Source organism: Streptomyces sp. NPDC003032 (assembly GCF_053591415.1).
Window position 1 is genome coordinate 1 of the sequence record NZ_JBSFTT010000035.1, and the last position, 26,686, is coordinate 26,686.

Annotated in this window: 21 protein-coding genes and 1 pseudogene; 7 read left to right on the forward strand and 15 right to left on the reverse strand. The window is 71.1% G+C overall.

Annotated features, from left to right (window positions below):
• The 3 genes and pseudogenes from ACWDZ7_RS34495 to ACWDZ7_RS34505 all read right to left on the reverse strand — a co-directional run.
• Positions 1 to 199 (reverse strand): annotated as a pseudogene (locus ACWDZ7_RS34495) (CDP-alcohol phosphatidyltransferase family protein); the annotation flags it as partial.
• Between the two features lie 204 nt (positions 200 to 403).
• Positions 404 to 1,636 (reverse strand): macrolide-inactivating glycosyltransferase, encoded by a 1,233-nt coding sequence (gene mgt / locus ACWDZ7_RS34500; protein ID WP_451802518.1) that lies wholly within the window; start codon positions 1,634 to 1,636, stop codon positions 404 to 406.
• A gap of 76 nt (positions 1,637 to 1,712) precedes the next feature.
• On the reverse strand, positions 1,713 to 2,114 hold the full coding sequence (locus tag ACWDZ7_RS34505) for a MarR family winged helix-turn-helix transcriptional regulator (RefSeq protein ID WP_451802584.1): 402 nt from the start codon (positions 2,112 to 2,114) through the stop codon (positions 1,713 to 1,715).
• Positions 2,115 to 2,298: 184 nt separating this feature from the next.
• On the opposite strand from ACWDZ7_RS34505, the gene ACWDZ7_RS34510 reads away from it, so the two are divergent.
• Complete coding sequence (locus ACWDZ7_RS34510) at positions 2,299 to 3,369, forward strand: hypothetical protein (protein WP_451802519.1); 1,071 nt, start codon at positions 2,299 to 2,301, stop codon at positions 3,367 to 3,369.
• Between the two features lie 213 nt (positions 3,370 to 3,582).
• Positions 3,583 to 4,857 carry a TolB family protein gene (locus ACWDZ7_RS34515; protein ID WP_451802520.1) on the forward strand — a complete coding sequence of 425 codons (1,275 nt, stop codon included), beginning with the start codon at positions 3,583 to 3,585 and terminating at the stop codon, positions 4,855 to 4,857.
• Here the strand turns inward: ACWDZ7_RS34515 and ACWDZ7_RS34520 are convergent.
• The 3 genes from ACWDZ7_RS34520 to ACWDZ7_RS34530 are packed head-to-tail and all read right to left on the reverse strand — an operon-like array spanning position 4,854 to position 7,905.
• Positions 4,854 to 6,149: an ABC transporter substrate-binding protein gene (locus ACWDZ7_RS34520; protein WP_451802522.1), complete on the reverse strand. Its 1,296-nt coding sequence runs from the start codon at positions 6,147 to 6,149 to the stop codon at positions 4,854 to 4,856. The two genes, ACWDZ7_RS34515 and ACWDZ7_RS34520, sit on opposite strands and share 4 nt — an antisense overlap.
• Positions 6,149 to 6,985: a carbohydrate ABC transporter permease gene (locus ACWDZ7_RS34525; RefSeq protein WP_451802523.1), complete on the reverse strand. Its 837-nt coding sequence runs from the start codon at positions 6,983 to 6,985 to the stop codon at positions 6,149 to 6,151. Before ACWDZ7_RS34525 ends, ACWDZ7_RS34520 begins: the two co-directional genes overlap by 1 nt.
• Positions 6,982 to 7,905 (reverse strand): carbohydrate ABC transporter permease, encoded by a 924-nt coding sequence (locus tag ACWDZ7_RS34530; protein ID WP_451802525.1) that lies wholly within the window; start codon positions 7,903 to 7,905, stop codon positions 6,982 to 6,984. The genes ACWDZ7_RS34525 and ACWDZ7_RS34530 overlap by 4 nt, the downstream gene beginning before the upstream one ends.
• A gap of 173 nt (positions 7,906 to 8,078) precedes the next feature.
• Here ACWDZ7_RS34530 and ACWDZ7_RS34535 point away from each other — a divergent pair, with 173 nt between their 5' ends.
• Complete coding sequence (locus ACWDZ7_RS34535; protein ID WP_451802527.1) at positions 8,079 to 8,942, forward strand: phosphotransferase; 864 nt, start codon at positions 8,079 to 8,081, stop codon at positions 8,940 to 8,942.
• 37 nt (positions 8,943 to 8,979) lie between these two features.
• Here ACWDZ7_RS34535 and ACWDZ7_RS34540 read toward each other — a convergent pair whose 3' ends face one another.
• From ACWDZ7_RS34540 to ACWDZ7_RS34555, 4 genes are all read right to left on the reverse strand, one after another.
• Entirely contained in the window at positions 8,980 to 9,702 is a 723-nt protein-coding gene (locus tag ACWDZ7_RS34540; protein ID WP_451802528.1) for an exonuclease domain-containing protein, read from the reverse strand.
• Between the two features lie 114 nt (positions 9,703 to 9,816).
• A complete protein-coding gene (locus ACWDZ7_RS34545) occupies positions 9,817 to 11,058 on the reverse strand; it encodes an SAV2148 family HEPN domain-containing protein (RefSeq protein WP_451802530.1) in 1,242 nt (413 codons plus the stop codon).
• Positions 11,059 to 11,162: 104 nt separating this feature from the next.
• Positions 11,163 to 12,479, reverse strand: coding sequence for a copper amine oxidase (locus tag ACWDZ7_RS34550; RefSeq protein WP_451802531.1), 1,317 nt, complete (start codon positions 12,477 to 12,479; stop codon positions 11,163 to 11,165).
• A 64-nt stretch (positions 12,480 to 12,543) separates the two neighbouring features.
• Positions 12,544 to 13,335, reverse strand: a complete 792-nt coding sequence (locus ACWDZ7_RS34555; RefSeq protein WP_451802532.1) for a Tat pathway signal sequence domain protein — start codon at positions 13,333 to 13,335, stop codon at positions 12,544 to 12,546.
• A gap of 158 nt (positions 13,336 to 13,493) precedes the next feature.
• On the opposite strand from ACWDZ7_RS34555, the gene glgX reads away from it, so the two are divergent.
• Positions 13,494 to 15,602 carry a glycogen debranching protein GlgX gene (gene glgX, locus ACWDZ7_RS34560; protein WP_451802533.1) on the forward strand — a complete coding sequence of 703 codons (2,109 nt, stop codon included), beginning with the start codon at positions 13,494 to 13,496 and terminating at the stop codon, positions 15,600 to 15,602.
• On the opposite strand, the gene ACWDZ7_RS34565 is transcribed toward glgX, so the two are convergent.
• Entirely contained in the window at positions 15,577 to 16,842 is a 1,266-nt protein-coding gene (locus ACWDZ7_RS34565; protein ID WP_451802535.1) for an MFS transporter, read from the reverse strand. The two genes, glgX and ACWDZ7_RS34565, sit on opposite strands and share 26 nt — an antisense overlap.
• Positions 16,843 to 16,923: 81 nt before the next feature.
• Between ACWDZ7_RS34565 and treY the strand changes: the two genes are divergently transcribed.
• The gene (gene treY, locus ACWDZ7_RS34570) at positions 16,924 to 19,368 is read left to right on the forward strand and encodes a malto-oligosyltrehalose synthase (RefSeq protein WP_451802537.1); all 2,445 of its coding nucleotides are present in this window, start codon (positions 16,924 to 16,926) and stop codon (positions 19,366 to 19,368) included.
• 25 nt (positions 19,369 to 19,393) lie between these two features.
• Here treY and ACWDZ7_RS34575 read toward each other — a convergent pair whose 3' ends face one another.
• Positions 19,394 to 19,945 carry an FHA domain-containing protein gene (locus ACWDZ7_RS34575; RefSeq protein ID WP_451802538.1) on the reverse strand — a complete coding sequence of 184 codons (552 nt, stop codon included), beginning with the start codon at positions 19,943 to 19,945 and terminating at the stop codon, positions 19,394 to 19,396.
• A 173-nt stretch (positions 19,946 to 20,118) separates the two neighbouring features.
• Between ACWDZ7_RS34575 and treZ the strand changes: the two genes are divergently transcribed.
• Complete coding sequence (gene treZ / locus ACWDZ7_RS34580; RefSeq protein ID WP_451802539.1) at positions 20,119 to 21,864, forward strand: malto-oligosyltrehalose trehalohydrolase; 1,746 nt, start codon at positions 20,119 to 20,121, stop codon at positions 21,862 to 21,864.
• 60 nt (positions 21,865 to 21,924) lie between these two features.
• On the opposite strand, the gene ACWDZ7_RS34585 is transcribed toward treZ, so the two are convergent.
• Together ACWDZ7_RS34585 and ACWDZ7_RS34590 are read right to left on the reverse strand one after the other, a co-directional pair.
• On the reverse strand, positions 21,925 to 22,602 hold the full coding sequence (locus ACWDZ7_RS34585; RefSeq protein WP_451802541.1) for a PDZ domain-containing protein: 678 nt from the start codon (positions 22,600 to 22,602) through the stop codon (positions 21,925 to 21,927).
• 49 nt (positions 22,603 to 22,651) lie between these two features.
• Positions 22,652 to 23,521, reverse strand: coding sequence for a LysR family transcriptional regulator (locus tag ACWDZ7_RS34590; protein ID WP_451802542.1), 870 nt, complete (start codon positions 23,519 to 23,521; stop codon positions 22,652 to 22,654).
• A gap of 112 nt (positions 23,522 to 23,633) precedes the next feature.
• Between ACWDZ7_RS34590 and ACWDZ7_RS34595 the strand changes: the two genes are divergently transcribed.
• A complete protein-coding gene (locus ACWDZ7_RS34595) occupies positions 23,634 to 24,380 on the forward strand; it encodes a CTP synthase C-terminal region-related (seleno)protein (RefSeq protein WP_451802586.1) in 747 nt (248 codons plus the stop codon).
• A gap of 49 nt (positions 24,381 to 24,429) precedes the next feature.
• Here the strand turns inward: ACWDZ7_RS34595 and cyc2 are convergent, their stop codons facing one another.
• Positions 24,430 to 26,595, reverse strand: a complete 2,166-nt coding sequence (gene cyc2, locus ACWDZ7_RS34600) for a germacradienol/geosmin synthase Cyc2 (RefSeq protein WP_451802543.1) — start codon at positions 26,593 to 26,595, stop codon at positions 24,430 to 24,432.
• Positions 26,596 to 26,686 lie beyond the last annotated feature (91 nt).

Genomic DNA, 26,686 nt, shown 5'->3' on the forward strand with positions numbered 1-26,686 from the left:
GCGCGAAACACGCGGCGGAGCCGAGACCGAGAAGGAACGCGCCCCACGTGATCTGGTTGGGCGTGATTCTCGTGCGCATCGCGGTGAACCGCACGAGCGGCGTGGCGACCGGGTCGACAAGCAACACGGTCCACCACGCGTCGCGCTTCTTCTGAGTGATGCGACGCACCTCGGCGAGGGGCGGTATGTCTCGACGCATGTGGGGTCAACTTCCTGGCGTTCGACGAAAGTTCATCTCACGCTAGGGAGGGGTTCGTGCAAGTCACAAGATTCCCGGCGTGCAACCTTTCACCGGGGGTAACAGTCAACCTTTCAGGACGAGTCAATGGCCCCTCCAGGACAGTGCCGCGTTACCTGAGCGTTACCAAATGTCCCGGCTTTTACTGAATGGCGTCACAGAGCGTTACGCCGAGGGTCGGGCGGCCCGTGCCTTCGCCAGCTCCTCCTCGATGAGATCGGCCGCCTGCCGCGTACCGCCCTCCGCCGCCATCGCAGCCTGGGCCGCGGCCAGTCCGCGGGCGACCTCGGGGTCCTCGACCAGCGCGAGGACCGCCTCGCGCAGCGCGTCGGCGGTCGCCTCCGCCATCGGCAGATGCCGGGCCACACCGAGCCCCTGCAGCATGTCGGCGTTGCCGAACTGGTCGGTGGCCAGCGGCACGGCCACCATCGGCGTCGCGGTGGCCAGCCCCTCCTGACTGCCGCCCGCGCCCGCGTGCGTGATGAACGCGTCCGCCTGCCGGAGGATCGCCAACTGCGGCACCCAGTGGTGCACCTCCACGTTCCCCGGCACCTCGCCGAGCTGGCCCGCGTCGACATGCTTGCCGACCTGGAGCACCATGTGCCAGCCCGGCAGGTCCCCGAAGGCCTTGACGCACTCGCGGTAGAAACCGGGCTGCTTGGTGAAGGCCGAGCCGAGCGAGACGAGAAGCACCTTCTCCGCGCCGGCGGGCCGTTCCCAGTCGCCCTGCGCCACCCGGTCACCTTGGCAGGCGCCGACGAACGTGTGCACGTTCTCGTCGACCCGGTCGGCGTTCGGCTGCAGCGCCTTCGGGATCAGCACGAGCGAGCGCGGCGGCCTGCCGACGAAGGGGTCCGGGTGCTGGGTGACGCCGTTCTCGGCGAGCCAGCCGATGAAGCGGTCGTAGTACGCCCGGCCGCGCTCGGACTCCTTCAGCTCCGCGTACATCGGCTCGGCGACCTCCTCCTCGTAACCGTCCCAGGCGACGAGGTTCGGCGAGAGCGAGATCTCGGGGACGCCCCAGCGGCGGGCGAGGACCCGCGCCGGGTACGAGGTGATGTCGTACAGGACGAGGTCGGGCTCATCGCCCTCGTAGGCGCGGGCGAGCTGCGGCAGGACCTCGATCGCGTCGGCGAGGAACGGCTCGATGTTGTCGATCAGCTCGGTGCCCCAGGCGTCCGGGTCGTCGTCCGGCGACGGGAGCGTGGTGTCGTAGAGCCGGGGTTCGGCGCCGGTCTCGGCGACCTTGGCCTCGAAGGCGTGCGGGATGGCGTACGTGACGCGGTGGCCGCGGGCGACGAGTTCCCGGATGACTTCGAGGCTCGGGTTCACGTGGCCGTGGGCGGCGATCGAGAACATGGCGATGTGGGCGGGCCTGTCGGGCCGGGGTGTGGTCATACCCGGACCCTAAGCGAGACGATACGTCTCGTGCAATATATTTGGCATACGGCGCCCCGCTCCCTGCCTCACCGCCTCATTCGGCGCCCGGCTCACGCTCCGCCGACTCGTTGTAGCGCAGCAGATACTCGGCGAACCGCGACAGATCCGGCCCACTCCACTCCCCCAGCCGTTCCTGGAAAGCGACCCGGCGGGCATTGCCGACCTGCGCCAGCACGTCGTTGCCGCGGTCGGTGAGGTGCAGCACATGGACCCGGTGATCCGTCGGATCGAGCCGCCGCTCGACGAGCCCGGCCTTCTCCAGGGCCCCCACCTGCCTGCTGATCGTCGACTTGTCGAGGGTGTAGTGCGCGGCCAGGTCCGTGGCCCGGCAGCCTCCCTGATCTTCGAGGTGGCTGAGCAGTGTGAAGGACACGAGCGAGAGCTCGGGGTGCATCCTCGCGGCGGTGGCGCGCGCCCGCCGGGCGAACGCCGTCATCTCCCGCTGGATGATCTCGATGGATTCACCCCTGGGACCCGGGGTGGGGCCACTGCGGACACCGTCTCGTTCGGTCACGATTTCTCCCTCTTCCCGAATGGTTGTAGAGTACAACATCAAGAAAGAGTTGTATTTACCAACTATCTGTCGGGTCTTCCATACCGACCGACTACCTGGAGCCCCCATGTCCGCCACCGCGGCACCCGCCCCCGGACTGCGCGACACCCTGCGCCATGTCCTCCTCCATCTGGTGACACCCCTGCTGATGTGCCTCGGCATGGGCCTCGCCTACATGGGCGCGTTCGTCACGCCCGAGCCGAACGACCTGCCGATCGCCGTCGTCGGAACGGGCCCGCAGACCCAGGTCCTCGCGCAGACCGTCAAGGACAAGGCGGGCGACGCGCTCGACGTACGTACCCTCGCCGACCGCGAGCAGGCCGTCGACGCGCTCAAGTCCCTGGACATAGCCGGGGCCTATGTCCCCGACGCCGAGTCGCCCGAGCTGATCGTCGCCTCCGCGGGGTCCGACATGAGCGCGATGGCGGTGCAGAAGATCTTCACGCCGTTCGCGGCGGAGCAGGGCGTTCCGTTGAAGGTCACCGATGTGGCGGCGCCGGTGGCCGACGACCCCACGGGCCAGGGCCTGTTCTTCCTGCTCGTCGCCGTCAGCATCGGCTCCTACGCCTCGGTGGCCGTGCTCGGCGCGGCGGGCGCGGGGCTGCGGATGCGGGCGCGCGCGGGTCTCGTCGTGGGGGTCTCCCTCGCGGTCAGTCTGATCGGTGCGGCGCTCGCGGGGCCGATCTTCCACCTGGCGCACCAGGGCCTCTGGGGCGTCTGGGCGATGTCCTGGCTCTACTCGGCCGGGGTCCTCTTCATCGGCGTAGGACTGCATACGTTCCTCAAGCGCTGGACGACGCTGACGATGATGGTGCTCTTCGTGATGCTGAACTTCACGACGTCCGGCGGTCTCTTCCGGCCCGAGCTGCAGAACGGCTTCTTCGGCTCGCTGCACGCGTTCTGGAACGGCGCGGGCTTCGTCGAGGGCATTCGCAGCCACCTCTACTTCGGCGGCCACGACCTCGGCCGGCACGTCCTGACGCTGACCGCGTGGCTGGCGCTCGGCCTGCTGATGGTCGCCGTCGCGGGGCTGTGGGAGCGGCGCCGGCGCACGGCGGTGGCCTCCGCCGTCGCCTCCCGTGAGGCGGCACAGGAGGAGGAGAGGGAAGAGGAGATGGAGGAGTCGGTCGCGGTGTGACAACCGCCCTTCCCGACAGCCCTTCCCGACCACCCCTCCCGCCCCCTCCCCACCGGCGACGTCAGGTGTCCGTCAGGCGCGTGCGCCAGGCTGTGCCGCTGTCCGACAGCCGCGTCGGGCACGGCAGCGCGTGCCCGACAGACCCGGGGAGAAGCCGTGTTCACACGACCCTTACGTGTACGTCGAGGACGCCCGAGAGCGACAACCCTGAGCGTGGGGGCCGCCGCCCTGGCAGTGGCCCTGGCATTCGCCGGACACGATCCGGCGTCGGCCGCCGACACCCCCGGCATCGAGCGGGTGAGCGTCTCCAGCGACGGGACGCAGGCGGAGGAGCCCAAGTGGCGCTCGGACGGCCCCGCGATCAGCTCCGACGGCAGATACGTCGCGTTCACCTCGACATCGGACAACCTGGCTCCGGGGGACACCAACGGCGCCCTCGACGTGTTCGTACGGGACCGGCAGTCGAAGACGACCGAGCGGGTGAACGTGTCCAGCTCAGGTGCCCAGGCGTCCGGTGAGACCAAGGGTGATGGCCTTGCCATCAGCCCGGACGGCCGATACGTCGTGTTCGCTTCGAACGCGGACAACCTGGTCGCGGGCGACACCTGGACCAAGGGGCCCGACCTCTTCCTGCACGACCGGCAGACGCGCACCACCGTCCGCATCGGCACGGGCACGACCGACCAGTACCCGGACGCGGCATTCAGCCCCGACGGCCGCTACCTGTCCCACACCGTCCATGCGAAACCCGGTCTGGTCCTGTACGACATGGAGACCCGCACCGGCCGCAGGCTCGGCACGTTCCACGGCGATTCCCCGTCGCTGAGCACCGACGCACGCCGGATCGCCTTCACCTCCGACGACACCGACCTGGTTCCCGGCGACACCAACGGCGATACGGACGTCTTCGTATACGAACGGCAGACCGGGACCATCACTCGCGCCAATCTGACGAGCACCGGGGGGCAGGCCGTCACCCAGGAGTGCTGCGGTTCCTTCGAGCCCTCCATCAGCGCGGACGGCCGCCACGTCGCCTTCGAGTCCGACGCGCACAACATGGTGCCGAAGGACACGAACACCACCGCGGACATCTTCGTGCGTGATCTCCAGGCGAAGACCACCGAACGGGTGAGCGTGGCCAGTGACGGCACCGAGGGCGAGCGGAACTGGATCTTCGACATGGGAGCCGCAGACGCCGAGATCACCGCGGACGGCCGGTACGTCTTCTTCTCCTGCGATCAGAACGGGCTGGTCCCGGGGTTCGACGACTACCAGAACCCGATCTACCTGCACGACCGCCAGACCCGTACGACCAGCGTGATGAGTGACCCGGTCGCCGCGAACAGGGAATCGGCCTTCAACCCGGCGATCACCCCGGACGGCCGTCACGTCGGCTTCAACTCCGGCTCGGACAAGCTGGTGCCGGGCGACACCAACGGAGACCAGGACATCTTCGTCCGCACCCGCGAGCAGGACCCTCAGCCCTAGCGCTGATACCGGGCAAGGACCAGGTTGCCGTCCTTGACCAGCCGCTTCCGCAGCTCCGCGAGGCCGATCGCCCCGCTGTAGTACTCCTGGAACGCCGGGGTGGCGACCTTGTCCTTCCACTCGGGGTAGCCCCGCACCGACTGGGCGGGTGCCGAGCGCAGATGCTCGGCGAGGGCGGTGCCCGTCGCCCAGTCGTTCTTCTCCGTGTGCAGCGCGGGGTCCTTCAGCGCCTCCTTGCCGGTCGGCAGCATCCAGTCGCCGCGCGCCAGCTTCACCATGTTCCCCGGTTGGAGGAAGAAGTCGATGAACTCGGCCGCCTCCTTCTTGTGCGGGCTGTCCTCGGAGACGGACAGGGTCTGCGGGCTGACGCCCTGCGCGAGCCCCTGGGACCCGGCGGGCGCGGGAAGCACCTGCCAGTCGAAGCCCTCGGGGGCCTGCTGGGCGATCTGCTGGCGGTAGGAGAAGCCGAGCGGGACCATCGCGTACTTCCCGCCGAAGAAGCCGGGCAGGGTGTCGGAACCGCCCATGCCGAGGGTCGTCCCGGAGGCGCTCTTGTCGTTGTTGACCTGGTCGTGGACCGTGCGGGGCATGATCTCGTCGCCCTCGCCGAAGCGGACGTCGACCCTGCCGTCCGCGCCGCGGTGGAACATCCGGCCGCCGGCCGACAGGGAGAGGTTGAGCGTCGCGGAGACCGGTTCCTTCAGCGGCCAGGCGACGCCGTACTTCCCGTCCTCGCCGTCGCCCAGCTCCTTGGTGACGTCCCGGAACTCGGCCCAGCTCCAGGGCTTCTCGGGCGTGGGAATCCGTACGCCCGACTCCCTCAGCCATTTCGCGTTGGCGACCAGGACGCGCGGCTCCTGGAGGAACGGCACGCCGTAGACCTTGCCGCCGAACGTCGTCGTCTCCCAGCTGCGCTTCGGGATGTCGGACGTGAGGCGTTCGGGGAGCAGGTCGCCGAGATCCGCGAGGTAGCCGCCGTACGCGAAGTCGGCGAGGTCGTCCGAGGCGTCATGGATGATGTCCGGCGCCTCACCGCCCTCGAAGGAGGTGAGCAGCTGATCGTGGACGCTGTCCCAACTGCCCTGGACATACTCGACCTTGACGTCGGGGTGGGTGGCGTTCCACTCCTTGACCAGCGCCTTGTTGGCGTCGACGGACTCCTTCTGCCAGGCGAGCGACTGGAACTGAAGGGTGATCTTCCCGTCTCCGTCGCCGGAGTCGCCGCCGCAGCCGGTGAGCAGCAGGGCGAGAGCCGTCGCGGCGGCGGCGATCGGGCGCGCTACGGCACGCATCAGGCCTTCACCGCCCCCGCCAGCATGCCGCCCGTGATCCGCTTCTGGATGATCGCGAAGATGACCAGCGAGGGGATCGTCGCGAGGAACGCCGCGGCGGCGAGCGGTCCGAGGTCCGCGACGCCCTCCGCGCCGATGAAGCGGTTGAGGATGACCGGCAATGTCTGCTTCTCCGGGGTCTTGAGCAGGACGAGCGCGAAGAAGAACTCGTTCCATGCGGTGATGAAGGCGAACATCGCGGTGGCCACGACGCCGGGCGCGAGCAGCGGCGCGACGACCGACACGAACGTACGCGCCTTGCTCGCTCCGTCCACCGCCGCCGCCTCCTCCAGCTCGGCGGGCACCGCGCGGACGTACCCGACGAGCATCCACAGCGCGAAGGGCAGCGACCACACCACGTACACCATGATCAGTCCGAGCAGCGAGTTGATCAGGTGGAGGTTCTTCAGGATCAGGAAGAGCGGGATGATGATCAGGACGAACGGGAAGGCCTGGCTGACCACCACCCAGCCGGTGGCCGCCCGCGCGAGGCGGGTGCGGTGCCTGGCCATGACGTACGCCATCGGTGTCGCGATGACGACCGAGATCAGGGCCGCGCCGACCGCCGCGACCAGGGAGTTGCCGGCGGCCTGGAGGAGCGGCTGCTCGTCGAAGGCCTGCCGGAAGTTCTCCAGGGTCGGGTCCTTGGGGATCCAGGTGGGGTGCAGGCTGCCCAGTTCCCGTGCGGGCTTGAAGGCCGTGGAGATCAGCCAGAGGAACGGGAAGGCGAGGAAGACGAGGTAGGCGGCGAGCGCCGCGTACTGCGCGGCGCGGGTCGACTTCTTCGTACGCGTCATGCCTCGTCGCCTCCCTTCAGGCGGCCCACGAGGTACAAGGCGAGGAGGACGGAGATCACGGCGACCATCACGCAGCCCATGGCCGCGGCGTAGCCGAACTGGCCGTAGCGGAAGGCCTCTTCGTAGGCGAAGAGCATGGGCAGGCGGGTGCGGCCGCCGGGGCCGCCCTGGGTGAGGACGTAGACCAGGGCGAAGGAGTTGAAGTTCCAGATGAAGTTGAGCGCCGTGATGGCCAGGGCGACCGGTCTGATGGCGGGCCAGGTCACGGTCCGGAAGCGCCGCCAGGCGCCCGCGCCGTCCATCGCGGCGGCCTCGTGCAGCTCGCGCGGCGTGTTCTGCAGCCCGGCGAGCAGGGCCACGGTGGTCTGCGGCATGCCCGCCCAGACGCCGACGACGATCACGGCGAGGAGCGCGGTGGCCGTGCCGGTCAGCCAGTCCTTGCCGGCCCCGAGGCCGAGGTCGGAGAGCGTCTCGTTGAGCACGCCCGCGTCCGGGTGGTAGACGAGCCGCCACATGATGCCGACGACCACCTCGGGCATCGCCCAGGGGATGATCGCGAGCGCCCGCGCCAGCCAGCGCATCCGCAGCGGCTGGTTCAGCAGGAGGGCCAGACCCAGCGCGAGGAAGAACTGCGGCACGGTCACGCCGAACGCCCACAGAAGCCCGATGCGGAACGAGTCCCAGAACAAGGTGTCGTGCAGCAGGTCCTGGAAGTTGAGGGCGCCGATCCACTGGGTCGGTTCCGTACGGCCCGCCTGGGAGTCGGTGAACGCCAGCGCGATGCCGTAGAGGAGGGGGCCGACGCTGAGGACGAGGATCGGGATCAGCGCGGGCAGCACGAGGAACCACGCGCCGTGGTCCGCGACCCCGCGGTCCGGCGCGCCTCTCGCTGACCGCTTCGTCGCGGTCGCCAATGTCACGGAATCGGCTCCTTCGGGCGGCTCATACGGGTCTGGCCGCCCTGGCGGCCCCCGTCATCGTGCTGATGTGATCTTGATACGTCAAGCAGCTGCGCAGCCACCTCGCACGCCTGTTGGCCTGTGCGAATGCGAGACTGTCGGCGAAACGGGGCAACGGGTGCGGGAGGCACGGCATGGACGAGGCACGGGCGCGGCGCGTACTGGACGCGGCGGAGCCGGCGGTTCCGGTGAGCGGGGCCGAGTTGCTCGCCCTCGGCGAGAACGCGGTGTTCGGCGTCGGCGGCCTGGTCGTCAAGGTCGGCCGCGACGCCCCCGAACTCCTCGACCGGGCGCGGCGCGAACTGGCCGTCGCCGGGTGGCTGGAGAAGGCGGGCGTCCCCGCCGTGCGGGCCGCCGAGGCCGAGCCCCGGGTGGTGGAGGGCCACCCGGTGACGCTCTGGCACCGGCTCCCGGACGCCGTGCGCCCCGCCGAGCCGCGTGACCTCGCCGTGCTGCTGCGTCTGGTGCACGCAGTGGACTCCCCCTCCTTCGAACTCCCTCGGCGCGAACTGCTCGGCGGTGTGGAGCGCTGGCTGCGGCTCGCGGGCGACGCCATCGATCCGGCGGACGCGGACTATCTGCGCGAGCGCAGGGACGGGTTCGCCGCGGCCGCGGCCACGCTGACCCCGCACCTCGCGCCGGGACCGATCCATGGGGACGCGCTGCCCCGCAATGTCCTGATCGGTCCGGACGGGCCGGTGCTCGTGGACCTGGAGACCTTCTCCACCGACCTGCGGGAGCACGATCTGGTCGTCATGGCGCTCTCCCGCGACCGGTACGGACTCCCCCCGGAGGCGTACGACGGATTCGTGTCGGTCTACGGGTGGGACGTGCGGGAGTGGGAGGGGTGCGCGGTGCTGCGCGGCGCCCGGGAGACGGCCAGCTGCGCGTGGGTCGCGCAGCACGCGCCCTCCAACCCGAAGGCGCTCGCCGAGTTCCGGCGGCGGGTGGCGTCCCTGCGGGACGGTGACGCCGAGGTGCGCTGGTACCCCTTCTGACTCAGCCCGCCGACGGCCGCCGACTCAGCCTGCCGACTCAGCCTGCCGACGGTATGGGCTCCTTGAGGGGCCATACGCCGTCCACGACCGCGTCCGGCTTGCCCTTCTTCCTGAGGAAGTCCTGGAAGTCCACCGCCCACTCCGCATACCACTCGGTCTGGCGGCGGTGCAGCTCCGCGGGGCCGAGGGTGGCGACCTTGGGGTGGCGGTCGGCTATCGCGCAGGCCAGGCGGGCGGCCGCCTGGGCATCGGCCGCGGCGTCGTGGGCGGACTCCAGGACCACGCCGTACTCCGTGCAGACCGCCTCCAGATTCCGCTTGCCCCTGCGATAGCGGTCCACGGAGCGGTCGATCGTGTACGGATCGACGACCGGGCCGGGCTCGGCGCCGCCGAGCCTCTCGCGCAAGGACGGCAGGCCGTGCCGCCGCAGCTCCGCGGCGAGCAGGCTCAGGTCGAAGACCGCGTTGTACGCGACGACCGGGACGCCCGACTGCCAGTACGAGACGAGGACGTCGGCGAGCGCGTCGGCCACCTCGGCGGCGGGCCTGCCCTCGGCCGCCGCCCGCTCGTTCGTGACGCCGTGCACGGCCACCGCCTCGTCCGGAATCGGAACTCCCGGATCCGCCAGCCAGGTGCGGCACCCCAGCGTCTCACCGGCCTTGACCTCGATCACGGCCCCCGTGACGATGCGCGCTTCGCCCGGATCCGTCCCGGTCGTCTCCAGGTCGAAACCGATCAGCAGCTCCTGGTGCCAGCCCATGGCCGCCCCCTTCCTCGTGGTGCTTTCCCCCAGTGACCACCACGATCCCATGCGCCACTGACAATCCGAGGGCCGCGTTCCGCTTTCCCGGACCGGGGCAGGTCATGGGGCGGGTCAGGACACCGGCCGCGAGTCCGCCCACGCCACCTCGAACTCCTCGCGGTATGTGGCGAAAAGGCCACCATCACCCGGATCGCCCGATTTCACCACGCGGCCGCCGCCGCGCAGCACGAGCACCGGCGCCTCCATCCCGCGCGTCCTGCGCAGATAGGACTGGACGACAGCTATTCCGTCCGCCCCGTCCCCGTCGACCAGATACGCGGTGAAGCGCGGCGTCTCGTCGAAGACCTGGATCTCGAAGGCCCCCGGATCACGCAGGCGCGCCCGCACCCGGCGCATGTGCAGGATGTTCATCTCGACGGAGCGGCTCAACTCGCCCTTCTTGATGCCCAGCTCCCGCTCCCGGCGCTTGACCGCGCTGCTCGCCGGGTTGAGGAAGAGCAGCCGCGCCCGGCACCCCGACTCGGCCAGCCGGACCAGACGCCGTCCGGAGAAGTTCTGCACCAGCAGGTTGAGGCCGATACCGATCGCGTCGAGGCGGCGGGCGCCGCCGAAGATGTCCTCGGCGGGGAACTGGCGCAGGAGGCGCACCCGGTCCGGGTGCACGGCCACCACATCCGCGTAACGGTCGCCGACCAGATCCTCGACCGCGTCCACGGGAAGCCGCCGCGCGGACGGCGTGTCGGTGCCCGCGCCGAGTATGTCCAAGAGCTTGGCCGACGCGCGCTCGGCCTGGGCGAGGACCGCCTCCGACAGGGCGCGGTTGCGCGAGACGACGTTCCGGGTGACCTCCAGCTCGTCCAGGGCCAGCTCGACGTCGCGCCGGTCGTCGAGGTACGGCTCGAAACACGGCCAGTGCTGCACCATCAGCTCGCGCAGCTGCGGCAGCGTGAGGAAGCTGAGGACGTTGTCGTCGGCCGGGTCCAGCAAGTAACCCTTGCGGCGGCTCACTTCGCGTACGGCGACGGCCCGCTGCACCCACTCCTGCCCGGCGGGACCGGCCGCGGCGACCACCCAGTCGTCGGTGTGGACGGGTTCGTAGATGGGGCGCAGAACAGCGGCCACGACCGCGCGCAGCCGCTGCTCGACCAGATTCAGCCAGATGTAGGCCCGCCCCGCACGCTGGGCACGCGTACGGACCTCGCGCCAGGCGTCGGCGTCCCAGTCCAGTTCCGGTCCGATCTGAGATCCCATCTCCATCGGCCGCGCCAAGGACACCGCTCCGGCGGGTACGTCCGCGGAGCCCCCCTCGTGACCCTTGTCACCAGGGGGCAGCTCCCGCCCACCCGAGCTCACCCGCGCACCGCCTTCCGCTCCCCCGAACCACTCCCCCGGTCAACGATCAAGGAAGGGTACTCCGGGAGCGGCGGGCGGTGCAGCCGGATGCACAGGGTGTTTTCTCAACGGCCCACCGGCGGCTGGCCGTTCTGGTTCGCCAGGTCCTGCGGAGTGAGCGGGCTCATAGCCGTGACATCGCGCGCGGCCAGCGAGAAGCCCTGCCAGTGCACCGGCATCGGCTGCTGGTCCTCGTCACGGGCGATGTGGTGGAAACCGATGTGCACCCAGCTGATGGGGTGCGTGAGGTTCTCTCCGTCGGCCCACTTGTCGACACTCGTCGGCGAGCCCGCCGGGCAGCCGATGTTGTTGCTCGCGTACTGCTCGCACTTCTTGTACTGGGTGAAGTACACGTCGTGCTTGGTGAACGGCCGTCCCGCGTGCTTGTTGCTGGCCCCGGGCACGAACTCGTACGACCTGGGGTGGCCGTCCGTGTTCTTGCCGGCCCCGCTGACCACGCGCCACCAGCGCATGTCCTTGCGGTCGCCGGCGAGTTCCTTGGTGACCTTCGTACGGGTCGTCTTCGTGGTGGGGCTGCCCTGGCCGGCGGGCGGGGTGACCTTCGAGTCGTACTGCTCGACCTTGGCCTTCGGCGAACCGTCCAGGCCGAAGTTGAGCCGCCAGAAGACGTTGTGGGCGTGGCTCTCGGCCTTGGCCTGGTCACCCTTGCCGATGGGCCAGCCGCGGCTGTCGCCACCGTCGTAGTCGTACGGCGAGAGGCTGCCGGTCGCGCCCACGTTGGAGGTGATGGTGCCGTCCGAGGAGAAGCGCCACTCGGTGATGTACTCGTACCAGGACGCCTTGTTCACCGTGTACACCAGCAGGTCCTTGCCCTGCCCCGTGTAGACCTTGCCGGTGCCGCCCGTGCTCTGGTCGTCGTTGAGGCGGTACGCGTGCCCACGCGCGCGCGTGGTGGTGCACAGGCCCTTCACGTCGCCCCGGTTCGGGACCTTGACGGTCTTGATGGTGCCGCCGGGGCACTCGCCGGGCTGGAGGTTCTGCAGCGCCTGGCCGAAGTCGGTGCCGGTGATGTCGTCGTACTCGGCCTGACCGTCGTCGTAGGGGACGTGCACCTGGGCGAGCCGGGCGCTGGTGAGGACGGGTATCGGCTTCGCCTCGCCCTTCGGCTGGTAACTGATCTTGTCGAGGATCAGCCCGGAGAGCGAGTTGTAGTGCCAGCACATGCGCCAGGTCGTGCCGCCGTCGACGGTCTGCTCGATCTTGTAGGCGTCACTGCAGTCGGCCGCCGCGGTGGGCGCGCTCGGTGCCTGCGGGGCGGCGGAGGCGGGGGCGGCGACGCTCAGGGCGCCGCCGAGGAGCGCGGAGACCGCTACGGCCATGGTGGCCCGGTCGCGGGCGCGCGAAAGTCTTTTGACGTGCATGGTGGAGTGGACTCCCTCGTACGAGGAGAAGTTGGTCTGTGGTGTCCTGCGCGGATGGCCGGAATCAGCCGAGGCGGCCGACGGTGCGGGTGCTCAGGTCGACGACGAGCGACCTGGTGTCGATCCACGGGCCGCTCTTGACCTTCGTGACGACCTGGAGGCACCGGTGCTTGCCGCATTCGGTCAGGCCGGACGGCACGTTCTTCACGGTCTCCTTGCGGAAGACCATGCCGCTCAGCTGCAGCTGGTCGGGGCCGGCCAGCGCCTTGCCGGTGGCGTGCTTGAAGTCCTTCTTCAGGCCCTTGCCGAGCGGATCGCCGATCAGCAGCTTGGCGCCCTCGGTCAGCTCTTCCTGGCTGGGTGGCGGCTGGACGTTCTGCGCGGTGGTCGAGTCGTCGACCTTGCCGGTCTCCAGGTTGACCGTCTTGGTGATGACGGCGTCCTTCTTGTAGTCGTAGTAGACGACTTCCGCCTTGCGCGGGGCCGCGGCACCGACGTCGGTCGGGTCCGGCTCGCTGAGGTTCGTGGACAGCAGCTGCGGGCCGCGGTCCCCCTCCACGTCCCGGGCGCTGGAGCGCATCTGGCCGCTGACCGAAACCTTCTCGGCCCGCTCGATCTCCTCGTCGGTCAGCGGATCGCTGCCGATGCCCTTCGCGCCCTCCTCGGGCGCGGCCTCGATGACACCGTCCTTCGCGATGGCGTCCTGCTTCGCCGCTGCCGCGTTGGCCGGACGGTCCCCCGACGCGTCCGCCTGCGACCCGGGCAGATTGACGCCCACCAGTACGGCGGTGGCGGCTGTCGCGACCGCCGCGCCCGCCACCACCTTCCCCAGGTGGCGTCTGACTATCTCTCGCACTTACTCCCCCTACTCCCCTGGCGCCCTGTTCATGGGCATGCCGAGTATGTGGTCAGACGGATAGACGGGTTCAACTCCCAGGTGGTTGCCCCACTTTTGGGCAGACTCTGGCCAAAGTGGCCCCGACCCGAGGGGGCGTTAGTGAAAGAGTCTTATTCATGCAGGTCTGGCCTGGGCAGGCGTATCCCTTAGGTGCCACGTACGACGGAGCCGGCACGAACTTCGCGGTCTTCTCCGAGGCCGCAGAGCGCATGGAGCTGTGCCTCTTGCACGACGACGGCTCGGAGACGGCCGTCGAGCTGCGCGAGTCCGACGCGTTCGTACGGCATGCCTACGTCCCCGGCATCATGCCGGGACAGCGGTACGGCCTGCGCGTGCACGGCCCCTACGCACCCGAGCGGGGGCACCGCTGCAACTCCGCGAAGCTGCTGCTCGATCCGTACGCGCGCGCGGTGAGCGGGCGCATCGCGTGGGGCGAGGAGGTGTACGGCTACCACTTCGAGGACCCCGGCAAGCGCAACGACCTCGACTCGGCGCCGCACATGATGACGTCGGTGGTCGTCAACCCGTACTTCGACTGGGGCGACGACCGGCCGCCGCGCACCCCGTACCACGAGACCGTGCTCTACGAGGCCCATGTGAAGGGCCTGACGATGCTGCACCCGGACCTCCCGGACGAGCTGCGCGGGTCGTACGCGGCGCTCGGCCACCCGGCGATCATCGAGCACCTCACGGAGCTGGGCGTGACCGCGCTGGAGCTGATGCCGGTCCACCAGTTCGTGAACGACCACCGTCTGGTGGACATCGGCCTCAACAACTACTGGGGCTACAACACCATCGGATTCTTCGCCCCGCACAACGCGTACGCCTCCTGGGGCGACCGGGGCGAGCAGGTCCTGGAGTTCAAGCAGGCCGTGAAGGCGCTGCACGAGGCGAATATCGAGGTAATCCTCGACGTCGTCTACAACCACACCGCCGAGGGCAACCACCTGGGCCCCACCCTGTCCTACAAGGGCCTGGACAACGCCTCGTACTACCGCCTCATGGACGATCCCCGCTACTACATGGACACCACGGGGACGGGCAACTCGCTCCTGATGCGGTCCCCGCACGTCCTCCAGATGATCATGGACTCGCTGCGGTACTGGGTCACGGAGATGCGGGTGGACGGCTTCCGCTTCGATCTCGCGGCGACGCTCGCGCGGCAGTTCCACGAGGTGGACCGCCTGTCGTCGTTCTTCGACCTCGTACAGCAGGACCCGGTGGTCAGCCAGGTGAAGCTGATCGCCGAGCCCTGGGACGTCGGCGAGGGCGGCTACCAGGTGGGCAACTTCCCGCCGCTGTGGACCGAGTGGAACGGCATGTACCGCGACACCGTGCGCGATCTGTGGCGGGGCGAGCAGCGCACCCTCGCGGAGTTCGCGTCCCGGCTGACCGGTTCGTCCGACCTCTACCAGGACGACGGGCGCCGCCCGCTGGCGTCGATCAACTTCACCACCTGCCACGACGGTTTCACCCTGCACGACCTCGTCTCGTACAACGAGAAGCACAACGACGCGAACGGCGAGAACAACCAGGACGGCGAGAGCCACAACCGCTCCTGGAACTGCGGCGCCGAGGGCGCCACGGACGATCCGGACGTGCTCGCGCTGCGGGAGCGGCAGATGCGGAACTTCATCGCGACGCTGATGCTCTCGCAGGGTGTGCCGATGCTCAGCCATGGTGACGAGTTCGCGCGCACGCAGGGCGGCAACAACAACGCGTACTGCCAGGACAACGAGGTGGCGTGGGTGCACTGGCCGGACGGCGAGAGTCCGATACTGGCGTTCACGCGCGCGATGGCGATGCTGCGGCGGGACCATCCGGTGTTCCGCAGGCGCCGGTTCTTCCACGGCCGCCCGGTGCAGGGCACGCACGACGAGCTGTCCGACATCGCGTGGTTCACGCCGGAGGGCGAGGAGATGGAGCAGCGCGACTGGGGCGCCTCGCAGGCGCGGGCGCTGAGCGTGTTCCTGAACGGCAACGCGATCTCGGAGCCGGGGCCGCGCGGCGAGCGGATCTCCGACGACTCGTTCCTGCTGATGTTCAACGCGTCGCCGAAGCCGCTGGAGTTCGTGGTGCCGGTCAACCACGGCCGGCAGTGGCAGGTCGTCGTCGACACGGCGTGTGCGGACGGGGTGCCGTCGGAGGCGGGGCCGAAGGTGCGGGCGGGAGACCGGGTGAGGCTGGCCGACCGGAGCCTCACGGTGCTGCAACGTCCGGCGTGACGGAGGCGCGGGGCGGCTGAGCGGGGGTCGCGGCGCGGGGCGGCTCGTGGCGGGCGATCAGCGCGATGACGAACGCGACCGCCGCGGCCGCGCTCCCCAGCCCGAAGGCGGCTCCCGCCCCGTACGCCTCCGCGAGGCGCCCGGCCACCGCCAGCGTCACCGCCTGGCCGCCGATGAACGCGCTCGCCGCGAACGTCATGCCCTCCGCGAGCCGCTGCGGCGGCACAGCGCGTTCCGTCAGCGCGAAGCCCGTGATGAGGTTCGGTGCGTAGATCGCGCCGAAGAAGGTGACCACTACGTAGAGGCCCGCCAGGGTGTCCGTCCACACCAGGGGCAGCGACAGGAGCGCCGCGGCCGCCGTCGCCACGCGCCAGCGTGCGAGCAGCCCGAAGCGCTCCGGCAGCGCGGCCATGGAGAGCCCCACCACGGCGCTCATGACGCCCATCGCCGCATAGACGAGCCCTGCCTGTCCCGGCTGCCCCAGCTCCTCGGTCAGCGCGGTGATGCCCGCCCCGCAGGCCCCGAGCAGCACCCCCAGGAAGACGAGCCCGACCCGCACCACGTACACGGAGCGCGGCAGCCGCGGACGCACCCCACGCGCGCGTGACGGCCCGGCGGTGTCCGCCTTGGGGGTACGTCCCGTGGGATGCAGCGCGAAGCCCGTGCCGCAGACGGCGACCAGCAGCGCCGCCGCCCCGAACGCGTACGCCGGGTGGCCCGCCACGGACGCGAGGCCCACGAGCGCGGGGCCGAGGACGAAGGACAGCTCGTCCATGGTGCTCTCCAGGGACAGCACCGTGCCGGCGAGCCGGTTGTCGCCGCCCCTCTGCCGGACCAGTGGGACGACGCGGGCGCGGGCCAGCGGGCCGATGCCGGGGATGGTCGCGCCCGCGAGGACGCCGAGGGCGACGAGGGCCGGCGTGGGCAGGTCCGCGACGGCGCCCGCGGTGTACGCGGCGATCGCCACGGCGTTGACGAGCGAGAAGGCGAGGACGACGGTGCGCTGTCCGTGCCGGTCCGCGAGGCGCCCGACGTACGGTCCGAGGGCGACCTGGCCGAGCGCGAGCGCGCAGGCGACGATGCCGCCGGTGGCCAGCGATCCGCTGGTCTCCGTCACCAGGAGCACGCTGCCGAACTGGATCATGGCCACGGGGAGCCTGCCGAAGAACGAGACGACGGGCAGCAGCGGCCCGGTCATCCCGATCACTGTGCGATACGCGTTGCGCGTGCTCTGAGCCATCGTCCGACGCTAACGACGCCGTGGCGCGCACACGCATGAGCGGATGACACGAAAGCCGTCGGGGCGGGTACGTACCTTCGCATGACGTCAGAGCGCTCCAGGCCCGCGGTGCCTCCTTCGCCGACCGCCACGTACCGGCTGCAACTGCAGCCGGGGTTCCCTTTCGCCGCCGCCGAGGCGGCTGTTCCGTACCTCTCCTCGCTGGGTGTCTCGCATCTGCATCTGTCGCCGGTCCTTGAGGCGGTCCCGGGGTCGACGCACGGCTACGACGTGGTGGACCACGCGCGCGTGCGGGACGAATTGGGTGGTGAGGAAGGGCTGCGGTCGCTGGCGCGCACCGCCCGCGAGGCCGGGCTCGGCCTGGTCGTGGACATCGTGCCGAACCACATGGCCGCGGTGCCGAGGCACAACCACGCGCTCTGGGAGGTACTGCGGGAGGGCCCCGGTTCGCCGTACGCGCGCTGGTTCGACATCGACTGGGACGCTGGCGGCGGGCGCGTCCTGCTGCCCTTCCTCGGGGGCAGGCTCGGGGACGAGCTGACGGCGCTGCGGGTCGACGGTGACGTACTGCGCTACCACGAGCACGCGTTCCCGATCCGCGAGGGCACCGGGGAACTGCCTCTGCCCGAGCTCCTGGACGCGCAGTGGTACCGCCTGTCGTGGTGGAGGCTTGCCCGTACGGAGCTCAACTACCGGCGGTTCTTCACGATCTCGGACCTCATCGGAGTGCGGGTCGAGGACCCGGAGGTCTTCGAGGCGACGCACGGGACGATTCTGCGGCTGCTCCGTGAGGGCGTATTCGACGGGCTGCGGATCGATCACCCGGACGGCCTTGCGGATCCGGGCGCGTACCTCCAGAAGCTGCACGAGGCGACGGACGGGCGCTGGACGGTCGTCGAGAAGATCCTCGCCGACGGCGAGCGGCTGCCGGCCGCCTGGCCGGTGGCGGGCACCACGGGCTACGACGCGCTGCGCCACCTCGACGGCGTCTTCACCGATCCGGCGGGCGCGGGGGAACTCCTCGGCCAGTACCGCCGCTTCGCCGCGCCGCCCGCCGACCGGGGTGGCGAGTGGGGCGCGACGGTGCGCCGCGCCGCTTACAAGGTCGTCACGCACGGGCTGGCCGCGGAGGTCGACCGCCTCACGCGTACGGCGGCGGCGATCTGCGCGGCCGAGCCGGCGCTGCGGGACCACGCGCCGTGGGCGCTGCGGACGGCGCTGCGGGAGCTGCTGGTGCGGCTTCAGGTCTACCGGCCGTACGTCTCCGGGGGCGCGGCGCCTGAGACGGTGCTGACGGAGCGGGCGGCCGAGGAGGCCAGGGCGGCGTTCACGGTGCCGGAGGAGGCCGCGACGGTCGATGTCGTACGGGATATGGCGCTGGGCCGGGTGAGGGCGGCGGACGGGGGCTCGGGAGACGCTGTGGCGGCGTTCCGCGCGCGGTTCGCGCAGACCGCGTCCGCGCTGCGTGCGAAGGCGGTCGAGGACACGGCCTTCTACCGGCATGCGCCGCTGTTGTCGGCCACGGAGGTGGGGGGCGCGCCGGAGCGCCCCGCGGTCCCGGTGGAGGAGTTCCACGCGTACTGCACGCGCGTGCAGCGCGATTGGCCTTGCACCGGCACGGTCCTCACGACGCATGACACAAAACGCAGCGCGGACGTGCGAGCGGGCATCTCGGTCCTGACGCAGTGTCCGGGGCGCTGGGCGGACCTGCTCGCCGAGTTGACCGAGCAGACCGCGCGCGAGGGTGGTGTCCGTGCGCCTGATCCTCAGGTGGCGTGGGCGGCCTGGCAGACGGCGGTCGGGTTCGGCTTCCCCTATGACGGGCGGTTGCGGAACGCGCTGGTGAAGCATGTGCGCGAGGCGGGTCTGCACACCAGCTGGACGGAGCCCGACGAGGCGTACGAGAAGGCGGTGGGCGCCTTCGTGGAGGCGGGGCCGTGCGGGCCGCCGCTGTACGCGGTCGCGGCGTTCGCGCGGGAGGTGGCTCCGCATGTGCGGGCGAACGTCCTGGGGGCGGCGCTGCTGCATCTGACGATGCCCGGGGTGCCGGATCTGTATCAGGGGACGGAGGGCGAGTACCGGGCGCTGGTCGATCCGGACAATCGGCGGCCCGCGCGTTTCCAGCCGCATGTCCTGGAGCGGCTGGACGCCCGGCGGGAGCCCTGGGGCCTCTCGGAGGAGAAGCTGGCGCTGACGGCGGTGGCGCTGCGGCTGCGGGCGCGGCGTCCGGAGCTGTTCGGGGACGCGGCGACGTACGAGCCGTTGGTGGCCGAAGGGCCGGGCGCCGCGCACTGTGTGGCGTACGCGCGTTCGGGGCAGGTCGTGGTGGCGGCGACGCGGTTGTCCCTGCGCCTGGCGGAGGAGGGCGGCTGGCGGGGGACGGAGCTGCCGCTCCCGGCGGGGCGGTGGGTGGATCTGCTCGCTCCCGGGCGCGAGTTCGAGGGGCACGCGCGCGTGGAGGAGCTGTTCGCAGAGTCACCGGTGGCGCTGCTGGAACGGGAGCCGCAGACCGAGCGGGTGGAGTAGCGCCGGGTCGGACACGGCCTGGCGCTCAGGCCGTGGCGAGGCGGAACGCCATCCGCCCGAAGCTCACGAGGTCTCCGTCCTGGACGAGGGCGGCGCCGGTGACCCTGCGGCCGTTCACCGACGTGCCGTTGGTGGAGCCGAGGTCGCGCAGCACCCACATGCCGCCCTGCCGGCGCAGCTCGGCGTGCACGCGGGAGACCGTGTCGTGGCTGAGCCGCAGGCCGTTGGCCGGGTCGCGGCCTATGCGCAGCGGGTAGGGGCTGTCGGGCGAGGGCAGCAGGAGCTTCGGCAGGCGCTCGGCCTGCCAGGCCCGGCGCAGCTTCATCGTGAACCCGGAGACCGCTTCCACGCTGCCGAGCAGCATGCGCGACCAGCGGCCCTCGGTCCGCAGATCGGCGGTGAGGGCGGCCAGTTCGTCGGGCCTGCGGGCGGCGAGGACCAGTTCCATGCGCCGCAGGAAGGTGTCGTGCGACAGCCTGCCGACGGCCGCGCCCTCCTTGAGTGCGTCCAGCGCCCGGTCGCGCTCGGCGTCCGTCACCCGCGCGGGGTATGTGGAGAACTCGAAAGAGGATGTCACCAGCCGATTGTCGGGCACTGTCGGCCCAGGTGTCCAGAATGGGCCGGGCGGCGGCCGATCGATCACTTCCGCCCACGGATGGAGCACTTCTGACGCACCATGGGGCGCAGGAGTGACGAACGGACGAACAGACGAACAGGCGAAGACACGAACAGCGGACGAGGGGAACGTCGGTGAAGTTCGAGGTGTGGGCGCCGGAGGCCGAGCAGGTCACGCTGGAGTGCGCGGGCGCCGCGCGGGCGATGGAGCGTGACGGGGGCCGCGCCGGCTGGTGGACGGCGCACGCGGAGGCGCGGGACGGGGTGCGCTACGGCTTCTCACTGGACGGTGGCCCGCTCCTGCCCGACCCGCGCTCGCGGCGTCAGCCGGACGGTCCCGACGGCCTGAGCGCGGTCGTCGAGCACGACCGGCACAAGTGGCGGACGTCCTGGGCGGGGCGGGGCGTGCGGGACGCGGTCCTGTACGAGCTGCATGTGGGGACGTACACGCGCGAGGGCACGCTGGACGCGGCGGCCGGCCGGCTCGGGCACCTCGCCGAGCTGGGTGTCACGCATGTGGGGCTGATGCCGCTGTGCCCGTTCCCGGGGCGGCACGGCTGGGGGTACGAGGGGGTGTCGCTGTGGGCGGTGCACGAGCCGTACGGCGGCCCCGAGGCGCTGAAGAGATTTGTCGACGCGGCGCACACGCACGGTCTGGGCGTGGTCCTGGACGTAGTGCACAACCACCTCGGCCCGTCGGGCAACTACCTGCCCGCGTTCGGCCCGTACTTCACCGAGACGCATCAGACGCCCTGGGGCGCGGCGGTCAACCTGGACGCGCCGGGCTCGGACGAGGTACGCGCGTACCTGATCGGCAGCGCGCTCTCCTGGCTGCGTGACTACCGGCTCGACGGGTTGCGGCTCGACGCGGTGCACGCGCTGCGGGACACGCGCGCGTGCCACTTCCTGGAGGAGCTGTCGGCGGCGGTCGACTCCTTGGCCGGTGAGCTGGGCAGGCCGCTGTCGCTGATCGGCGAGTCCGACCTGGGCGACCCGCGCGTCGTCACCCCGCGCGCGAGCGGCGGCCTCGGTCTGCACGCGCAGTGGAACGACGACTTCCATCATGCGCTGCACACCGCGCTCACCGGTGAGGCGCAGGGCTACTACGAGGATTTCGCGCGGGCCCCGCTGGCCGCGCTCGGCAAGACGATGACGCGCGGCTTCTTCCATGACGGGACGTACTCGACGTTCCGGGGCCGCGCCCATGGCCGCCCCGTGGACCGCGCCAGGACGCCCGCCCACCGCTTCCTCGGCTACGCGCAGACCCACGACCAGATCGGCAACCGCGCGCAGGGTGACCGGCTCTCCGCCTCGCTCTCCCCCGGGCTGCTCGCCTGCGCGGCCGCGCTCACGCTGACGGGCCCGTTCACACCGATGCTGTTCATGGGTGAGGAGTGGGGGGCCACGACGCCCTGGCAGTTCTTCACCGACCACACCGATCCCGAACTGGCCGAGGCCGTACGGCGGGGCAGGCGGCGGGAGTTCGCGGCACACGGCTGGGCCGAGGAGGACATTCCGGACCCCCAGGACCCGGCCACCCGTGCGCGGTCCTGCCTGGACTGGTCGCAGCCGGAGTCCGGCCACCACGCGCGCCTGCTCGGCTGGCACCGCGAGCTGATCGCCCTGCGGCGCGAACGGGCCGACCTGATGGATCCCGATCTGGCGGCGGTGCGGGTCGTGTACGACGAGGAGGCCCGCTGGCTCGCGTTCCGGCGCGGGGACCTGAAGGTCGCCGTGAACCTCGGCAAGGAGCCCGCCGCCGTCCCCCTCGGCCACAACCACGCGCGCGTGCTCGCCGCCTGGGAGCCGGTCGAGCCGCCCGGCACGGACGGCGTGCTTCGGCTGCCCGCCGAGTCGTGCGCCGTCGTGGGCGCGCGCTGAGGCAGGGCGCGGACGCCCAGGAACGTGGGCCACGGCTTCTCGCCCCACGGGACCGCCCGCTCAGGTCACGACGCCCGGCCTGACCGAGAGGGTCTGACGGCCGCCGCCCTTGTGGCGGACCGTCAGGGCCACCGCCATGCCCGGACGCACGGCGGCGACCGCCGACGCCAGCCGGACCGCCGAGCGGGTACGCGTCCTGCCGACCGCGAGGAGGGTGTCGCCGCGCACGAGACCGGCGGTGTGGCCGGGGCCCGGGATGTGTACACCGACGATCAGGGCTCCCGGGCCGCCAGGGGCGGTGCCGGGGGCGTCGACGACTTCGATGCCGAGGGTGGCGGTCCTGGGCGGCTTCCCGGGGCCCGGCCCGGGTTTCGGCCCGGGCTTGGGCCCAGGCTTTGGCCCCGGCTTCGGCGCCCCGGAGGATGGAGCCTCCGGTTCCAGCGCCGGGCCGCCGTCCCCGGCGACGGGCGGCCCGGGCGCACCCGGCGGGGGCGCCGCCTTCTGCATCTCGGCGAGTTTGCTCATGCTGACGAGGGTGGTGCCCACCGTGCCGATGCCGATCCCGGAGAGCACCAGGAGCACCGCGAGGAGCAGACCGGACAGTACGGCCGTCAGGCGTCGGCCGCCACGCCTCGTGATGTGCGGTTTGTCGCCGGAACTCCGGCGGGGGTTGTCGCCGGGGACCCGGCCGGAATTCCGGCCCGGCATCGGCTTGGGACGCAACGCTGTCTGATCCATGGCTCGCCTCCGGCCACAGCTCTACCCGGCGCGGCCCGGCGGCGATGCCTCACGAACGGGTGACGTCCAGCTGTGCGGCCAGCGCCGCGGCGGGCCCGCGCAGGGCGCCCGCGTGGAGCAGCTCCGTGCGGTGGACGACACGGGGCGCCGCCAGCGGCACGGCGACCGTGCCCTGCGCCTCGGCGGCGGCCGAGCGCGGCAGCAGCGTCAGGCCGTGGCCCGCGGCGGCAAGCGCGGCGAGGGTACGCAGGTCAGTGCCGTCGTAGCGCAGGGCGGGCCGGAAGCCCGATGTGCCGTTCGCGGCGCGGAGTTGGGCCAGCGGCAGGCCGGTGCCGGGCGCGTCGATCCAGCGGGCGTCGACGAGGTCGCCGAGGCGCAGTCCGGGGCGGCGGGCCAGCGGGTGGCCCTCGGGAAGCAGGACGGCGACGGGTTCCTGGCCGAGGCCACGCGCGGTGAGGGGGGCCACGTCGGGCAGGCGCAGGGGATCGTTCGGCGCGGAGAGGCCGTCGACGAGGCCGAGGTCGACGGCGCCGGTGGCGACGGCGGCGGGGATCTCGTCGCGGGGCAGCACGGTCAGGGTGACGCCCGCCGGGGGCAGCGCTCTGGCCGTACGCAGGGTGAGCGCGGTCGGCGTGGCGGCCAGCGTCAGCCCCTGCTCGGGGGCGGCCGCCATGCGCACGACCTCGGCGCGAGCGGCGTCGAGACGCAGCAGCAGGGGGCCCGCGTGCTCCAGGAGGCGCGTGCCCGCCGGGGTGGGGCTGACGGGGCGGCGGGTCAGCAGGGGGGCGCCGAGATCCTGTTCCAGGGCGGCGATGTGCTGGGAGACGGCGGACTGGGTGTAGCCGAGTTCGCGCGCGGCCTCGGAGAAGGAGGCGAGGCGGGCCACCGTCACGTACGTGCGCAGGAGGTGCGGATCCATGGGCCCAAGGATCGCCCACTCCATCAGCAACGCTTATGGGGGGTGCAGTTTTCATCGTTGGACGTGAACGGCAGGCGCGCGGAGGATGATCGGCATGACGACTGACGCAACCATGACCCGGGACCCGGCCCACGCCTCCACCGCCTCCGCTGCCCCCACCGCCCGCATCGCCCTGATCGGTGAGCGTTCGCCGAACGTGACCTCCCACACCCGGATCCCGCTCCTCCTGGACGCCCTCGCCGCCCACGACCGCCTCGTCCTCGACGCGTACTGGGTCTCGACCGAGGACGCGGAGGACGCGGGCGCCGTGCGCGGCTTCGACGCGGTGTGGGTGCTGCCCGGCAGCCCGTACCGCAGTGAGGCGGGAGCGCTGACCGCCATCCGTACGGCGCGCGAGGAGGGCATCCCCTTCCTCGGCACCTGCGGCGGCTTCCAGCACACGCTGCTCGAATACGCGCGCAACGTCTGCGGCCTGGCCGGTGTCGCGCACGCCGAGAACGACCCCGGCGCCGACGACCTGCTCATCGAGCCGCTCGCCTGCTCGCTGGTCGGCCACGAGGGCACGGTGACGCTCACTCCCGGCTCGCTCGCCGAGTCGGTGCTCGGTGCCGACCGGTCCGTCGAGCGCTACCACTGCATGTACGGCCCGGGGCCCCACCTCGACACGCTGCGCGCGCACGGCCTGCGCTTCACGGGCGAGGACGAGGAAGGCCGGGTCAGGATCGCCGAACTCCCCGGCCATCCCTTCTTCCTGGCCACGCTCTTCCAGCCCGAGCTGTTCGGCGACGGCTCGCGCCCGCACCCGGTCGTGCGGGCGCTGGCGCGAGCCGCAGTGCACCACGCGCGCGTGCCCGCATAGCCGCAGCCGCAGCCGTAGTGGGCCATGATCGGTCGGTCGCCGGGTGGCGTCAGCGCAGCCCGGCGATCGAGGGGATCCTCGGCGCACGGTCCGGCAGGAAGCCGTGCGCCCGCCTCGCCAGGTCCTCCGCGCCGTAGCGCCGGCAGCCGCTGTGCCAGTTGAGGATGCCCGCCATCCAGTTCTGCAGGTCGGTGACGTAACCGTCCATGACGGCACGCCCCTCCGCCGACAGCTCGAAGTCCTCGTACAACACCGGGAATTCATGCGCGGCGACGTATTCGAACTGCCGCATGCGCTGCGTCATCAGGTCATGGATGATGCCGAGCCCGGTCGGGTAGTCGCAGCCGAAGAAGTTCTGCACGACGAGGATGCCGTTGTGGATCTCCCCCTCGTACTCGATCTCCTTCTGGTACGAGAAGACGTCGTTGAGGAGCATCGCGTAGTCGACGGCGGCGTTCTCCAGGGAGCGGACGGGGCCGCTGCGGTAGATCTCGGGCGGCACGGACGGGCCGTGGCCCATCCGGCACAGGCTCATGGTGAGGTCGGCGCCGAAGGTGGCGCGGCGCATCTCCAGGTAGTCGACCGGGTCCGGGATGCGGTTCTGGAACTGGTTGGCCAGCTCCCACACCCAGCTCTCCGTCATCACCACGACGGTGTCGCGTACCGTCTGCCGCTGCTCGGGTGACATGTCCTTGGTGGTGCGCAGCCAGAGGTCGGCGAGGCCGCGCTCCATGCCGTTCGCGGGCAGCGTGGCCGGTGCGCCCTCGATCGGCATGCACCCGGCGAGGCGCTCCGTGCAGAGCTTCGCCGCGGCGAAGTCACGGCGGTGGCCGAAGACCAAGGGGTAGTAGTCGTCGCCGTAGGTGCCCCAGGCCAGCCACTGCGAGCTGAGGTCGAGCGCTTCCGCTGTGCCGTCCGGGCCGATTCCGGCCGCGCACAGGGGAAGGTCGTACGCGTCGAGTTTGTCCTCGTCCCAGACGCCTTCCTCCAGGATGCCCATCGCGTGCGCCCAGCCGGTGACGCGGTGCCGCGCGGCGTCCAGGTGCGGGCTGAGCCGCAGCTCGAACGGCATGTGGAAGTCGGGCAGGAGCGAGGGGCCCACCTTCTGGAACGGGACGTGGGTGAAGGCGCGCAGCCGCTGCGCCCCGGCGGCCGCGAACAGCGCGCCCATGTCGGCGGCGGAGGTGCCGAGGCCGGTGGGGCCGGCGAGCGGCGAGGTGGTGAGCGCGCCCTCGTTCATGTACCGGCTGGAGCGCAGATGCCACTCATGGCCGCCCGACTGCCAGTCCTGGAGCCCGCGGGCGTACGCGGCGACCGCGGCGACCTCGGGCGCGGTGAGGCCCTTCTCCAGGGCGAGTGCGGGTACCTCGGTGACCGCCGTGTGCTCGAACTGGTGCAGGCGCGAGGTCAGGATGTCGTTGACGACGTCGGCGGCCTGCTGGGTCGTGCAGTCGAAGAAGGTCTCCAGGACGAGCACGCCGTTGCTCAGCTCGCCCTCGTCCTGGACCTCGCGCTGGTACGAGAAGAGGTCGTTGCGCAGGTGGACGCCGTCGGAGAACGTCTCCATGAGCACGCGCAGCGGCCTGGTACCGGCGACGGCCGGCGGGACTTCGGCGGTCGCGTACTCGACGAGCCCCGCCGACCAGGGGGCGCCGCCCACCTTGCGGCGCATCTCGATGTACTCGACGGGGTTGGCGATCCGCCCTTCGTTGATGTTGGACAGCTCCCACATGGACTCGTTCAGAAGGTGCTCGGTGGACTCGGCGAAGCGGCGGCGCCAGCCCGCGGACATCGCGGGGACCGTACGGGCCCACAGGTCGGCGAGCCCGGCCTCGACCGGATTGCACGGCTCCGGTACGGGGGTCGCGAGGTCCATCGGCATGAAGAGGGGGAGCCGGTCCAGATGCGCCTTGCCGGCCGCCCGGTCCTGGCTGCGTTTGTACATGTCCAGGAAGTGGTCGTCGAAGAAGAACACCCACACGTACCAGTCGGTGATCAGCGACAGCGCGGGGCCGTCGCAGTCCGGGTGGGTGTAGGCGCACAACAGGCCGTAGTCGTGCGCGTCGAGGTCGCTCTGCTCCCAGATGCCGGAGCCCTCCAGCATGCCCATGTCGTGCGCCCACCGGGAGGAGTGCGCGCGCGCCTCCTCCAGGTGGGGGTTGAGCCGCGCGGGATACGGCATGTAGAAGTGCGGCAGTTCGAACGGCTGCGTCATGGCCCGGCCCTACCCGGGGGTCTGTGCCGTCATCCGGATGGCGGCACATGATCACACCATTGCGTGAATCGGGGACGTGAGAGTGCGGGAA